13 protein-coding genes are annotated in these 12,597 nt (G+C 63.3%); 10 read left to right on the top strand and 3 right to left on the bottom strand.

The genetic code is table 11. From position 1 onward, the window contains the following. Nucleotides 1–64: 64 nt before the first annotated feature. The 5 genes from DXK50_RS03365 (at nucleotide 65) to DXK50_RS03345 (ending at nucleotide 4,182) form a co-directional block, all read left to right on the top strand. The gene (locus DXK50_RS03365) at nucleotides 65–796 is read left to right on the top strand and encodes an SURF1 family protein (RefSeq protein WP_212629330.1); all 732 of its coding nucleotides are present in this window, start codon (nucleotides 65–67) and stop codon (nucleotides 794–796) included. Beyond that, nucleotides 771–1,349: a hypothetical protein gene (locus DXK50_RS03360; RefSeq protein ID WP_212629329.1), complete on the top strand. Its 579-nt coding sequence runs from the start codon at nucleotides 771–773 to the stop codon at nucleotides 1,347–1,349. The genes DXK50_RS03365 and DXK50_RS03360 overlap by 26 nt, the downstream gene beginning before the upstream one ends. Nucleotides 1,350–1,404: 55 nt before the next feature. Continuing rightward, entirely contained in the window at nucleotides 1,405–2,460 is a 1,056-nt protein-coding gene (locus DXK50_RS03355) for a COX15/CtaA family protein (protein ID WP_212629328.1), read from the top strand. 23 nt (nucleotides 2,461–2,483) lie between these two features. Continuing rightward, nucleotides 2,484–3,383: a heme o synthase gene (cyoE, locus tag DXK50_RS03350; RefSeq protein ID WP_161864137.1), complete on the top strand. Its 900-nt coding sequence runs from the start codon at nucleotides 2,484–2,486 to the stop codon at nucleotides 3,381–3,383. 166 nt (nucleotides 3,384–3,549) lie between these two features. Further along, the gene (locus DXK50_RS03345) at nucleotides 3,550–4,182 is read left to right on the top strand and encodes an SCO family protein (protein ID WP_212629327.1); all 633 of its coding nucleotides are present in this window, start codon (nucleotides 3,550–3,552) and stop codon (nucleotides 4,180–4,182) included. 88 nt (nucleotides 4,183–4,270) lie between these two features. On the opposite strand, the gene DXK50_RS03340 is transcribed toward DXK50_RS03345, so the two are convergent. Both DXK50_RS03340 and DXK50_RS03335 read right to left on the bottom strand, forming a co-directional pair. Further along, the gene (locus DXK50_RS03340) at nucleotides 4,271–5,221 is read right to left on the bottom strand and encodes a homoserine kinase (protein WP_161864135.1); all 951 of its coding nucleotides are present in this window, start codon (nucleotides 5,219–5,221) and stop codon (nucleotides 4,271–4,273) included. Nucleotides 5,222–5,237: 16 nt separating this feature from the next. Beyond that, nucleotides 5,238–5,522, bottom strand: a complete 285-nt coding sequence (locus DXK50_RS03335; protein ID WP_161864134.1) for a DUF2782 domain-containing protein — start codon at nucleotides 5,520–5,522, stop codon at nucleotides 5,238–5,240. A gap of 74 nt (nucleotides 5,523–5,596) precedes the next feature. On the opposite strand from DXK50_RS03335, the gene polA reads away from it, so the two are divergent. Further along, nucleotides 5,597–8,392 (top strand): DNA polymerase I, encoded by a 2,796-nt coding sequence (polA, locus tag DXK50_RS03330; protein WP_212629326.1) that lies wholly within the window; start codon nucleotides 5,597–5,599, stop codon nucleotides 8,390–8,392. Nucleotides 8,393–8,842: 450 nt separating this feature from the next. Here the strand turns inward: polA and yihA are convergent, their stop codons facing one another. Further along, entirely contained in the window at nucleotides 8,843–9,490 is a 648-nt protein-coding gene (yihA, locus tag DXK50_RS03325; RefSeq protein WP_212629325.1) for a ribosome biogenesis GTP-binding protein YihA/YsxC, read from the bottom strand. Between the two features lie 241 nt (nucleotides 9,491–9,731). Between yihA and DXK50_RS03320 the strand changes: the two genes are divergently transcribed. From DXK50_RS03320 to DXK50_RS03305, 4 genes are all read left to right on the top strand, one after another. Continuing rightward, nucleotides 9,732–10,022 carry a c-type cytochrome gene (locus tag DXK50_RS03320; protein WP_161864131.1) on the top strand — a complete coding sequence of 97 codons (291 nt, stop codon included), beginning with the start codon at nucleotides 9,732–9,734 and terminating at the stop codon, nucleotides 10,020–10,022. Nucleotides 10,023–10,121: 99 nt separating this feature from the next. Next, nucleotides 10,122–10,727, top strand: a complete 606-nt coding sequence (locus tag DXK50_RS03315) for a c-type cytochrome (protein ID WP_161864130.1) — start codon at nucleotides 10,122–10,124, stop codon at nucleotides 10,725–10,727. 351 nt (nucleotides 10,728–11,078) lie between these two features. Beyond that, the gene (locus DXK50_RS03310) at nucleotides 11,079–11,705 is read left to right on the top strand and encodes a thiol:disulfide interchange protein DsbA/DsbL (RefSeq protein ID WP_024306270.1); all 627 of its coding nucleotides are present in this window, start codon (nucleotides 11,079–11,081) and stop codon (nucleotides 11,703–11,705) included. Nucleotides 11,706–11,724: 19 nt separating this feature from the next. Next, nucleotides 11,725–12,597 carry an endonuclease/exonuclease/phosphatase family protein gene (locus DXK50_RS03305; RefSeq protein ID WP_212629324.1) on the top strand — a complete coding sequence of 291 codons (873 nt, stop codon included), beginning with the start codon at nucleotides 11,725–11,727 and terminating at the stop codon, nucleotides 12,595–12,597.

The following is a 12,597-nucleotide window of genomic DNA, read 5'->3' as shown; positions in this document are numbered from 1 at the left end:
TCCGGGGGATTGAAGTGATGCAATGCAGTATAGCCAGCAACCCCGATCATAACGGCAGGGTGCAATGAGCGCCTTCCGCCCCGGTTGGCTGCCCAGCCTGCTGGTCGCCCTGCTGCTGCCGGGCCTGATCTGGCTGGGCTTCTGGCAGTTGCAGCGCGGCGATGAGAAGCGCCAGCTGCTGGCCAGTTTCGAGGCGCGGCGCCAGGCCGAGCCGGTCAGCCTCGAGCAGCTCGAACCCGTGCGTGATCCGGCTTACCGTCTCGTCCAGCTGCGCGGGCACTTTGACGATGAGCACAGTCTTCTGCTCGATAGCCGCGTCCGCGATGGCCACGCTGGGGTCGAGTTGCTGCAACCCTTCTATGACCAGTCCAGCGGCCTCTGGGTACTGATCAACCGCGGTTGGCTGCCCTGGCCGGACCGCCGTACAACGCCGCAATTCGATACCCCGGATGGCGTGCTGCAACTCACGGCCTGGATTTACATCGCTCCTTCTGGCGGTCTGAATCTGCGCTCCGGCGCGGCGACCGATGGCTGGCCGCGGCTGATCACTCAGGTCGAGGCCGAAAGCCTGTGGCAGCAGCTCGGCCGCGGCGGGTTGCCCTTTGAGGCGCGCCTGGAACCTGGGCCGGCCAGCTATCGCGTCGACTGGCCGATCGTGGCCATGGGCCCGAGCAAGCATCTGGGCTATGCGGTGCAATGGTTTGCCCTGGCCGCCGCGCTGCTGGGCCTGTTCATCTATCTCGGAATTCACAACGCACGGGAGGGTCGTCATGAACCCAGCCATCGCCATGCCTGAAGCTCCGCGCAAGGGCCGTGGGCGCCTGCAGCTGCTGTTGATCCTGGCCATTGCCGTCGGGCCCATGTTCCTAGCCAGTGCCATGTACCAGTGGCGTTTCTGGGTGCCGGAGACGCGCAGCTATCACGGTGTGCTGATCGGCGACGGCCGCACCCTGGCCGACCTGGGCGTGCAGGGTGAGGTTGAGCCCGGTTGGCAGATTCTGGTGACGGCACCGGGCGCGTGCGAGGCGGACTGTCAGCAGTTGGTTTATCTGGCGCGGCAGATCCAGATCGGCCTCAACCGCGAAACCTCTCGTGCCAGCCATGGTCTGGCGCTGGCCGAGCCGCTGCCGGCCGACTACGACGCCACGCTCAAGCGCGAGTACCCGCAGCTTGGGCGCTATCAACTGGATCTACGGGCCTACGACAAGGGCGCCGAGGCGGTGCCCGGTGCGCAGCTGTGGCTGGTCGACCCGCACGGCAATCTGGTGCTGCGTTATCCGGCCGGCAGCAACGGCAAGGCGATTCTCGATGATCTGCGCTATCTGCTGAAAATTTCCCTGATCGGCTGACGCTTCGTCCTGTCCATATCGACAGCGCGCCAAGCCCAGTGCCCAAGGAGTCGACATGCACAAACCCGGTTATCGCCTAGCGTTGTTTGCGACCCTCCTGACCGTGGTGGTGGTGCTGTTAGGTGCCTACACCCGCCTGACACACGCTGGCCTAGGCTGTCCGGACTGGCCGGGTTGCTACGGTTTTCTCGGCGTGCCGATGAGCGAGCACAAGCAGGCCATCGCCGAAGCGCGCTTCCCCGAGGCACCGGTGGAGGTCGCCAAGGGCTGGTACGAGATGATCCACCGCTACTTCGCAGGCGCGCTCGGGCTGGTGATCCTGATCATCGCCATCCAGGCCGTGCGCCGTCGTGAGGAGCCTGCGCAACCTGTCAAACTGCCGCTGGCGATCCTGGCGCTGGTGATCCTGCAGGGCGCCTTCGGCATGTGGACGGTCACCCTGCAGCTGTGGCCGCAGGTGGTCACCGCCCACCTGCTCGGCGGCTTCGCCACTCTCAGCCTGCTGACCTTGCTCACATTGCGCCTGTCCGGGCGCTTCGCCCCGCTGCAATTGTCGGGGCGCCTGCGTGCCCTGGCGGCGGCATGCCTGCTACTGGTGATCGGGCAGATCGCGCTCGGCGGTTGGGTCAGCTCCAACTATGCCGCGGTAGCCTGTGTCGACCTGCCCACCTGCCATGGCGAATGGTGGCCGGCGATGGACTTCGGCAAGGGTTTTCACCTGACCCAGCATATCGGTCCCAATTACCTGGGTGGGCAGCTCGACAGCGATGCCCGCACCGCCATTCACATGAGCCATCGCATAGGCGCGCTGCTGGTGACGCTGGCGCTGCTGGTGCTGGCCTGGCGACTGCTCACGGCCGGGCTGTCGCGCCTGGCCGGCCTGCTGCTGCTGGCGCTGGCCGTGCAGGCCAGCCTGGGGATCAGCAACGTCATCTTCCACCTGCCGTTGCTGGTGGCGGTGGCGCATAACGCTGGCGGCGCTGCCCTGCTGCTGACCATGGTGCTGATCAACTATCGCCTGCGGAGCGCTTCTGCGACCGCTTGTAAAACATCCGATCTGGCGAACAGCCGCACGACGCTCGTTTCCAGTGGTCTGGTTCAAGGCCGGTAAATAACGAATCAGGGAGAAATGCCATGGCGACAATGCTGCGCACCCACTCCGAACGCGCCACCTGGCGCGATTATCTGGAATTGACCAAGCCACGGGTGGTGATGCTGATGCTGATCACCTCGCTGGTCGGCATGTTCCTCGCCACCCGTGCAGGCGTACCCTGGACCGTGCTGCTGTTCGGCAACCTCGGCATCGGCCTGTGCGCAGGCGCGGCGGCTGCGGTCAATCATGTGGTGGACCGGCGCATCGACTCGATCATGGCGCGTACGCACAAGCGTCCGGTCACGGCCGGGCGCGTCTCGCCGGTCGCTGCGCTGACTTTCGCCCTGGCCCTGGCCATTGCCGGCATGAGCCTGCTGATGCTGTTCACCAACGAACTGGCCGCCTGGCTGACGCTGGCTTCACTACTTGGTTACGCAGTGATCTACACCGGCTTTCTCAAACGTGCCACGCCGCAGAACATCGTCATCGGCGGCCTGGCTGGTGCCGCGCCGCCGCTGCTGGGTTGGGTGGCAGTCACCGGCCACCTGAGTGCCGAGCCGCTGCTGCTGGTGCTGATCATCTTCGCCTGGACGCCACCGCACTTCTGGGCTCTGGCCATCCACCGCAAGGCCGAATACGCCAAGGCCGACATCCCCATGCTGCCGGTGACCCACGGTGAGCACTACACCAAGGTGCATATCCTGCTCTATACCCTGGTGATGTTCGCGGTAACCCTGCTGCCTTACGCCATCCACATGAGCGGACCGCTGTACCTCGTCTGCGCCTTGCTGTTGGGCGGCCGCTTCCTGCACTGGGCCTGGGTGCTGTACCGTGACAGCAAACCGCACGCCGCGATCAACACCTTCAAGTACAGTATCTGGTACCTGTTCCTGCTGTTTATCGCGCTACTCGCGGACCATTACCTGCTGCTGAATATCTAGCAGGCCGTTGATAAACGTTGGCGAGGCAGTCAGCGCAAGGCAAAAACAGGCGAGGACCGGTCGGAGTCGCGCTCGACTTTACGAGTTGTAAATGAGCAGTCCGAGCCTGTTTTTAACGCTGCGATGGCAACGCAGGTAGTTTTTCAACGGCTTGCTGAGGGGTTTCATGACGCGTACTCATACCACCGTTTTCGTTCTTGTCGCCATCGTGGCCCTGGTGCTGGGGCTAACCGTCAACAAGGTGCTGAGCAGCAAAAGCCAGGGCGACCCGGCTGCGCTGCTCGATGCCGGTATCGTCCTGCTGCCGCAGAACCGCAGCCTGCCGGGGCTGACCCTGGTCGATCAGGACGGCAAGGAAGTCGCGGTCGATCAGCTCAAGGGCGACTGGAAGCTGCTGTTCTTCGGCTATACCTTCTGCCCGGACATCTGCCCGGCCACCCTGGCCCAGCTGCGTCAGCTGCAGACGCAATTGCCCGAGGAAACGCGCGCGCGGCTCGAGGTAGTGATGGTCAGCGTTGACCCGCACCGCGATACCCCGGAGCAGTTGGGCAAGTACCTGGGCTTCTTCAATGCGGGCTTCAAGGGCCTGACTGGCGAAGAGGAAACCCTGCAGAAGTTCGCCAACTCGGTGAGCATCCCCTACATCCCGGCCGATACCAGCAAGGAAAACTACACCGTCGATCACAGCGGCAACCTGGTCATCATCGGCCCGGATGGCACCCAGCGCGGCTTCATCCGCGCGCCGATCAACAATGCCAAGCTGGCCGAGCAACTGCCGGGGCTGGTTTCCGGCAGCTAACGGCACGCCCCTGTCTGCCCAGGGTGGATGACGCTCTTTTCATCCACCGCAGTGCGCGCCATGCCGGATCGATGAAGCCTGATCCACCCTACAAGGCGAATGGCAGCGGCAGGTCGACCTGCTGACGCTGCGCCAGGCGGCGTTGGAATTCGGCCGGATCGTGGATCAGCACTTCCTGCCCGGCGAAGGATTCGGCTGCGATCAGGCGCGACAGCCAGAAGCGCACGCAGGCCACGCGCAGCATGGCCGGCCAGAGCTCGGCTTCTGCAGCGCTGAACGGACGTAGAGCCGCATAGGAACCGAGCAGCGCGCGGGCGCGAGCGCCATCGAGGCTGCCGTCTTCGTGCGAGCACCAGTCGTTGAGGGTGATGGCCAGGTCGTAGAGCATCGGCCCCGAGCAGGCGTTGTAGAAGTCGATCACCCCGGCCAGATGGTTACCGTCGAACAGCGCGTTGTCGCGGAACAGGTCGGCATGCAGGTTCGCCCTTGGCAGGGCGAGGATACGAGGCTTCAACTCGGCGATCTCGGCCAGTGCATCCCGCAGCAGCGGCAAAGCCTGCTCGTCGAGCTTCAGTGCCTGGCTCGGACCTTCGGCGAGCATCCAGTCCAGCCCGCGGTCGCTGCGCCGTTCGATCGGCGCATCACGCGTGGCCAGGTGGATGCGCGCCAGCAGGCTACCCACTTCCTGGCAGTGATGGGCGTTGGCCTCGTGCACATGCTTGCCGGAAAGCCGCGGCTGCAACAGCGCCGGTTTCTCCGCCAGGCTGCGCAGTGCCTCGCCATCCTGCGTGCGCAGGGCGTAGGGAACCGGCAGACCGGCATCGTGGAGTACGTCGAGCAGTTCGATGAAGAACGGCAGGTCGGCCACCGGGCCGCGCTCCACCAGGGTCAGGACATATTCGCCCTGCTCCAGGCTGACGAAGAAGTTGCTGTTTTCGCTGCCCGCAGCAATGCCCTGGAAATCGCGCAACCGACCAAGCCCGTAGGGCGCCAGGAAGACTTCGAGCTCATGACGCTCCAGGGGGGTGAATACCGACATATCAGACCTTAATCGCTTACCAGCTAAAGATTTCCCATGATGGGATCAGCATGTCCGGATCGTCCGAACGTACGAAGTTGCCGTCGCTGCCATCGGCGCGAACGAGGAAGTAGGGCTTGCCGTTCTTCGGGATGACCTTGATGGCATAGAGGAAGCCATTGACCCGGTATTCCTGAATGGTGCGGTCGCCTTCCTGGCGGATGGTCACGTCCGGGTCGCCCGATACCGGGTCATCGGCATGCGCGGCGAGGGGAACGCAGACCAGCAGGCCGACCAGCAAAAGGCGATTCAATGTACCCATGATAACCTTGCTCCTTGATATTCACCGATGCAGCCATTCTACCGCTGCACCCGCCGAAAAGGTTGATCCCGCGCATGAGCCAAGCTCCCCTCGTTCTGGTCGACGGTTCCTCGTACCTGTACCGTGCCTTCCACGCCCTGCCGCCGCTGACCACCTCCAGGGGCATGCCCACCGGAGCGGTAAAGGGCGTGCTGAACATGCTCAAGAGCCTGCGCAAGCAGTACCCGGACAGCCCCTTTGCCGTGGTTTTCGACGCCAAGGGCGGTACCTTCCGCGACGAGCTGTTCGCCGAGTACAAGGCCAATCGCCCGTCCATGCCGGACGAGTTGCGCGTGCAGGTCGAGCCGCTGCACGCCAGCGTGCGCGCTCTGGGCCTGCCGCTGCTGTGCGTCGAGGGCGTGGAGGCCGATGACGTGATCGGCACTCTGGCTCGCAAGGCCGCCGGCGAGCGGCGTAACGTGGTGATCTCGACCGGCGACAAGGATATGGCGCAGCTGGTCTGCCCGCACGTTACGCTGGTCAACACCATGACCGGAAGCGTCTACGACATTGATGGCGTAAAAGAGAAATTCGGTGTCGGCCCTGAGCTGATCATCGATTACCTGGCGCTGATGGGCGACAAGGTCGACAACATCCCCGGCGTGCCCGGCGTCGGCGAAAAGACCGCCCTGGGCCTGCTGAACGGTGTCGGCGGCGGTCTCGACGTGCTCTACGCCAACCTGGACAAGGTGCCCGAGCTGCCGATTCGCGGCGCCAAGAGTCTGCCGGCCAAGCTCGAAGAACATCGCGAGATGGCTTATCTGTCGTATCAGCTGGCGACCATCAAGACCGACGTGCCGCTGAATATCGAGATCGACTCGCTGCATCCCGGCGAGCCGGATCAGGCCGCCCTGGTCGAGCTGTACGGCCAGCTGGAGTTCAAGAACTGGCTGGACGAACTGCTGCGCCAGAACCATGCATTGGCGGCCAAGGCCGCGGTGCCGGCCGGCGACCTGTTCGCCGAGCCTGCCGGCCCGGCTGCCGAGCAAGCATCCGGGACCCCGCCGATGGGCGCGGGCGATTACGAGCTGGTGCTGGAGCAGGCACAGTTCGACGCCTGGCTGAAAAAGCTGGAGCAGGCCGAGCTGATCGCCTTCGACAGCGAAACCACCAGTATCGACGCGCAGCAGGCGCAACTGGTCGGTCTGTCCTTCGCGGTCAAGGCCGGCGAGGCCGCCTACGTGCCGTTGGCGCACAGCTATATGGGCGTGCCGCAGCAGCTCGACCGCGACGCCGTGCTCAAGGCGCTCAAACCGATACTCGAAGACCCGGCCAAGGCCAAGGTCGGCCAGCACGCCAAGTACGACATCAACGTTCTGGCCAATGCCAGCACGCCGATCGCCGTGCAGGGCGTAGCCTTCGACACCATGCTCGAATCCTACGTGCTCGATTCCACCGCCACGCGCCACGACATGGACAGCCTGGCCCTTAAATACCTGGGCCACAGCACCATTCGCTTCGAGGACATCGCTGGCCGGGGCGCCAAGCAGCTGACCTTCGACCAGATCGCCCTGGAGCAGGCCGGCCCGTACGCTGCCGAGGACGCCGACGTAACCCTGCGCCTGCACCAGGAACTGTGGGGCCGACTCGAGGCGGTGCCGCCCCTGGCCAAGGTGCTGCGCGAGATCGAAATCCCGCTGGTGCCGGTGCTGGCGCGCATCGAGCGCAACGGTGCACTGGTCGATGCCAAGCTGCTGGGCGAGCAGAGCGTCGAACTGGGCGAAAAACTGGTGGAGCTGGAACGCAAGGCGTTCGAAATTGCCGGCGAGGAATTCAACCTGGCCTCACCCAAGCAGCTCGGGGTGATCCTCTACGAGAAACTTGGCTACCCGGTGATCAGCAAGACCGCCAAGGGCCAGCCTTCCACCGCCGAGGCGGTACTTGCCGAGCTGGCCGAGCAGGACTACGAGCTGCCCAAGGTGCTGATGCAGTACCGCTCCCTGAGCAAGCTCAAGAGCACCTACACCGACAAGCTGCCGGAGCAGATCAACCCGCGCACCGGGCGCATCCACACCAGCTACCACCAGGCGGTGGCTGCCACTGGCCGGCTGTCGTCGAGCGACCCTAACCTGCAGAACATCCCGATCCGCACCGCCGAAGGACGGCGCATCCGCCAGGCCTTCGTCGCGCCCGAGGGCTACAAGCTGATGGCGGCGGACTATTCGCAGATCGAGCTGCGCATCATGGCTCATCTGGCCAGGGACGAAGGGCTGCTGACTGCCTTCCGCGATGATCTGGACGTGCACAAGGCTACCGCCGCCGAAGTGTTCGGCGTGGCGCTGGAGGAGGTGACCAGCGATCAGCGGCGCAAGGCCAAGGCCATCAACTTCGGCCTGATCTACGGCATGAGTGCCTTCGGTCTTGCCAAGCAGATCGACGTCGAACGCAAGGAGGCGCAGGCCTATATCGACCGTTACTTCGCCCGCTATCCCGGCGTGCTGGCCTATATGGAGCGCACCCGCGCCCAGGCCGCCGAGCAGGGGTATGTGGAAACGGTCTACGGGCGTCGCCTGTACCTGCCGGAAATTCATGCGCAGAACCAGGCCATGCGCAAGGGCGCGGAACGTGCGGCGATCAACGCGCCCATGCAGGGCACGGCGGCGGACGTCATCAAGCGCGCCATGATTGCCGTGGACGGCTGGCTGCAGGACAGTGGCATCGACGCGCGTATCATCCTGCAGGTGCACGATGAACTGGTGCTTGAGGTGCGTGAGGAACTGGTCGAAGAGGTCAGCGCCAAACTCAGGCATCTGATGAGTGGTGCCGCCGATCTGGATGTGCCGCTACTGGTGGAAGTGGGCGTTGGCACCAATTGGGACGAAGCGCACTAAGCCAGTCAGCGCCGCGGCGTATAGCCGCGGCCGCTCTGGCTTAGGGGTTTGAGGAATCAAAAGGCACTTTCTTATGGCAAATGGTTTTTAGGGCGCCGATGAACTTTCCCCAAACCCGTCCGGTCAGAGTTCATGAATGGCCGCTAAGGCCTTCATGCTCCTTTGTTGTGTTAAGTGTTGGCAGACATCTGAACCCCGCCCTAGCGGTTCAGACCTTGGACCCCGAACTTCTCCCTCCCCATACGAAGCTCGGGGTTTTTTTTGCCCAAAAAAAGCTGCCGCTAGCGGCATTCTGATGACCCTCTCCCATTTATGGGAGAGGGTGCCCGAAGGGCGGGAGAGGGCGTTTGTGATGCGCTTTCACGTCCAAACGGGCTGCTGCAGCTCCGTCGGGTGCGCCGCGCGCACCTAATACGCCCTCCGATCTCGGTGCGCATAGCGCCCCACGACTCATTCCTCTGGGGCTGTCTCATCCTCTTCCGGCAACAGATCCAGCCAGCCGGCCAGCACCATCTGCGCTTCTTCCACGCCCATGCGCTTGGGCGCCGAGAACAACTGGATGCTGATGCCCTCGCCCCACTGCTTGCGAATGTCCTGACGCACCTTGAGCAGTGCGTTCTTCGCCGCGCCGAAGGCCAGTTTGTCGGCCTTGGTCAGCAAGATGTGCAGCGGCATGCCGCTGGCCACCGACCAGTCCAGCATCATGCAGTCGAACTCGGTCAGCGGGTGACGGATATCCATCATCAGCACCAGCCCGCACAGGCTCTCGCGACTACCCAGATAGGCTTCCAGGTGTTTCTGCCAGTGCTGCTTGAGCGGGATCGGGACCTTGGCGTAGCCGTAGCCGGGCAGGTCCACCAGACGGCGTTCGTCATCCAGGCGGAAGAAGTTGAGCAGCTGCGTGCGCCCCGGCGTCTTCGAGGTACGCGCCAGGCTGGCATGGGTCAGGGTGTTCAGCGCGCTCGACTTGCCCGCGTTGGAGCGGCCGGCGAAGGCGACTTCCAGCCCACTGTCCTCGGGACACTGGTCGACCTTGGCGGCACTGATGAGGAAGCTGGCCTGCTGGCACAGACCGATGATGGGATTCTTCGGGAGCATGGAGGTATCCGGTGGTTGCCTCGACTCTGTTGAGCGGCTCGAGGGCTTGCGACATTTCCGCGCACCTGCTGCACGCCCGGGGGCGCGGCAAGCGGCGTCGTTTCCGTTTCAGCGTCGCCAGTATATAATGCCGCAGATTTTGTGTGCGCTTTGTCCCACCCGCAGGAACCCGATTGCCGGGAGCGATTACATCTCTGCTCATTAGAAAGCAGGACGCTTCCACCCTGATGAGGTTGATCTGATGAAGAAACTGCTGCTTGCAGCTGCCGTTATGACCCTGTCTTTGAACGGCTATGCTGCACAGGATCCGCAAGCTGTGTATGACCGCTCCTGTGGTGTATGCCACAACGGCCAGATTCCCACGGCGCCCAAGAAGGGCGACAAGGCCGCATGGGAACCACGTCTGGCCAAGGGCATGGATACACTGGTGCAGAGCGTCACCAATGGTTTGAATGCCATGCCGCCGCGCGGCCTGTGTATGGACTGTACGGCCGAGGATTACCAGGCGGTCATCAAACTGATGACCGAATGAGCAACCCGGCCATAGCAGGCCGTTGAAAAGCCAAGCGAGGCAGCTGGTTTTTCAACAGTCTTATAACCCTTTCTCTCTTAGCCGTAATTGGATTAGCTGATGAACAAAGTACTCGTGAGTCTGCTGTTGACCCTGGGCCTCACCGGTGTGGCTCAGGCTGCTGGCGATGCCGAAGCCGGTCAGGGCAAAGTCGCTGTCTGTGGTGCCTGCCATGGCGCCGATGGCAACAGCCCTGCGCCTAACTTCCCCAAGCTGGCCGGTCAGGGCGAGCGTTACTTGCTCAAGCAGCTACACGACATCAAGTCCGGCGTTCGTCCGGTGGTCGAGATGACCGGCATGCTGGACAACCTCAGCGACCAGGACATGGCTGACATCGCGGCATACTTCGCCAGTCAGAAGATGAGCGTCGGTGCTGCCGATCCCAAGCTGGTCCAGCGTGGTGAAGCGCTGTTCCGCGGCGGCAAGCTGGAAGAGGGCATGCCGGCCTGCACCGGTTGCCATTCGCCTGATGGCGCTGGCCTGGCCGCGGCAGGCTTCCCCAAACTGGGCGGCCAGCACGCTCAGTACGTGGCCAAGCAGCTGACCGATTTCCGCGAAGGCAACCGTACCAACGACGGCGACGCGATGATCATGCGCGCCATCGCCGCCAAGCTGAGCAACAAGGATATCGAAGCTGTTTCCAGCTTCATCCAGGGTCTGCACTGATAATTTGCTGCGCGTCAGCCCTGCTGTGTCAGAAACAGGATCGGAAGCCGCTTGCGGCTAACGACCTTTAGGGCGGCCCCGGAGGGGCGAGCGGAGTGAGTCATGCGAATGTACAAAAGTACAGTCGCCCGCGACTCCGACCGTTCCTCTCCTGTTTCTTCCTTGCAGGGCTCTAGCTCGCGAAATTTCCTGAAGACCAAAGGCTTGTTGCTTTTGGCAAGACAAAGGGTGGCTTCGGCCGCCCTTTTTCGTATGCGTCATGGCTACAATGGGCGGAACCGGCCCAGCGGTAGCGAGTCATAGTCTCGAAACGCCATCAGGGCGAAGCTTATCCAGCCAAGGAGTACCCCCATGCGTAACCTGATTCTCGGCGCCGCTCTGGCGTTCAGCAGCCTGTTCGGCCTTACTGCCCATGCCGAACCGGTCGCCGGCCAGCAGTATGTGGAGCTGAAGAGCCCGGTGCCGGTGTCCAAGCCCGGCAAGGTCGAGGTCGTTGAGCTGTTCTGGTATGGCTGCCCGCACTGCTATCAGTTCGAGGCGACCCTCAATCCCTGGGTCGAGAAGCTCCCGGATGACGTCAATTTCGTCCGCGTCCCGGCACTGTTCGGCGGCATCTGGAACGTGCACGGTCAGGCATTCATCACCCTGGAGATGATGAAGGTCGAACACAAGGTGCATGACGCCGTGTTCAACGCCATCCACCAGGAGAAGAAGAAGCTGGCTTCGGCTGAAGAGTTCGCCGACTTCGTCGCCACTCAGGGTGTGGATCGCGACGCCTTCCTCAAGACCTTCAATTCCTTCGCCGTCAAAGGCCAGATGGAAAAGGCCAAGAAACTGGCCATGGCCTACCAGATCACTGGCGTACCGGTGATGATCGTCGGCGGCAAGTATCGCTTCGACCTGGGCTCGGCTGGTGGTCCGCAGCAGACCCTCCAGGTGGCTGACCACCTGATCGCCAAGGAGCGCGAGGCGCTCTAAGCGCCCGCAGGCGCGAAGCATGTTGCGCCGCTGGCGGAAGACCCGTGCAGTTGGCCTGTGTGATCCACGGGTCAACCCGCACTGCTCGCCGCAAGCCGACTGGCCAGCCGACGGCCTTCTGCGCCTGCTCAGTTTCAACGTGCAGGTCGGCATCAATACGCAGCGTTATCATCACTATCTGACGCGCAGTTGGCAGCATCTGCTGCCTCATGCCGGGCGTGCCGGCAACCTGCAGCGCATTGGTGACCTGCTCGCCGATTTCGATCTGGTGGCGCTGCAGGAAGTCGATGGCGGCAGCCTGCGTTCGGGCTATGTCAATCAGGTCGAGTACCTGGCCCAGCAGGGCGCCTTTCCCTACTGGTACCAACAGCTCAATCGCAATCTCGGGCGCTTTGCCCAGCACAGCAACGGCGTGCTCAGCCGCTTGCGGCCTACCCTGCTGGAAGACCATCCATTGCCCGGCCCGCCTGGGCGGGGGGCGATCTTTCTGCGCCTGGGGGAAGGCAAGCATGCGCTGGGCGTGGTGATGATGCACCTGGCGCTGGGCGCCCGCACCCGTACCCGGCAGCTGGCTTATATCCGCGAGCGGGTCAGCGAGTTTCGCCATCTGGTGCTGATGGGGGACATGAACACCCATGCCGTCGATCTGTTGGAAAACTCCCCGTTGCGTGATCTCGGCCTGCTCGCCCCGCAGGTCGAGGCGACCTTTCCCAGTTGGCGCCCGCAGCGCTGTCTCGACCACATCCTGCTCAGTTCGGAGCTGGAGCTGGGGCGTGTCGATGTACTCAGCCAGCCGATTTCCGACCACCTTCCCGTGGCCGTGGAAATCCGCTTGCCGGAAGCACAGAATGGCGCGCAAATGCCTATGCTGAAGACGCCATCTCCCGAGTAA

It is taken from the genome of Pseudomonas sp. KB-10, from assembly GCF_018221585.1.
Classification (GTDB): domain Bacteria; phylum Pseudomonadota; class Gammaproteobacteria; order Pseudomonadales; family Pseudomonadaceae; genus Aquipseudomonas; species Aquipseudomonas yangonensis.
Note: the sequence above shows the minus strand (reverse complement) of the source record. Positions and strands in the feature narration are given on the sequence as shown.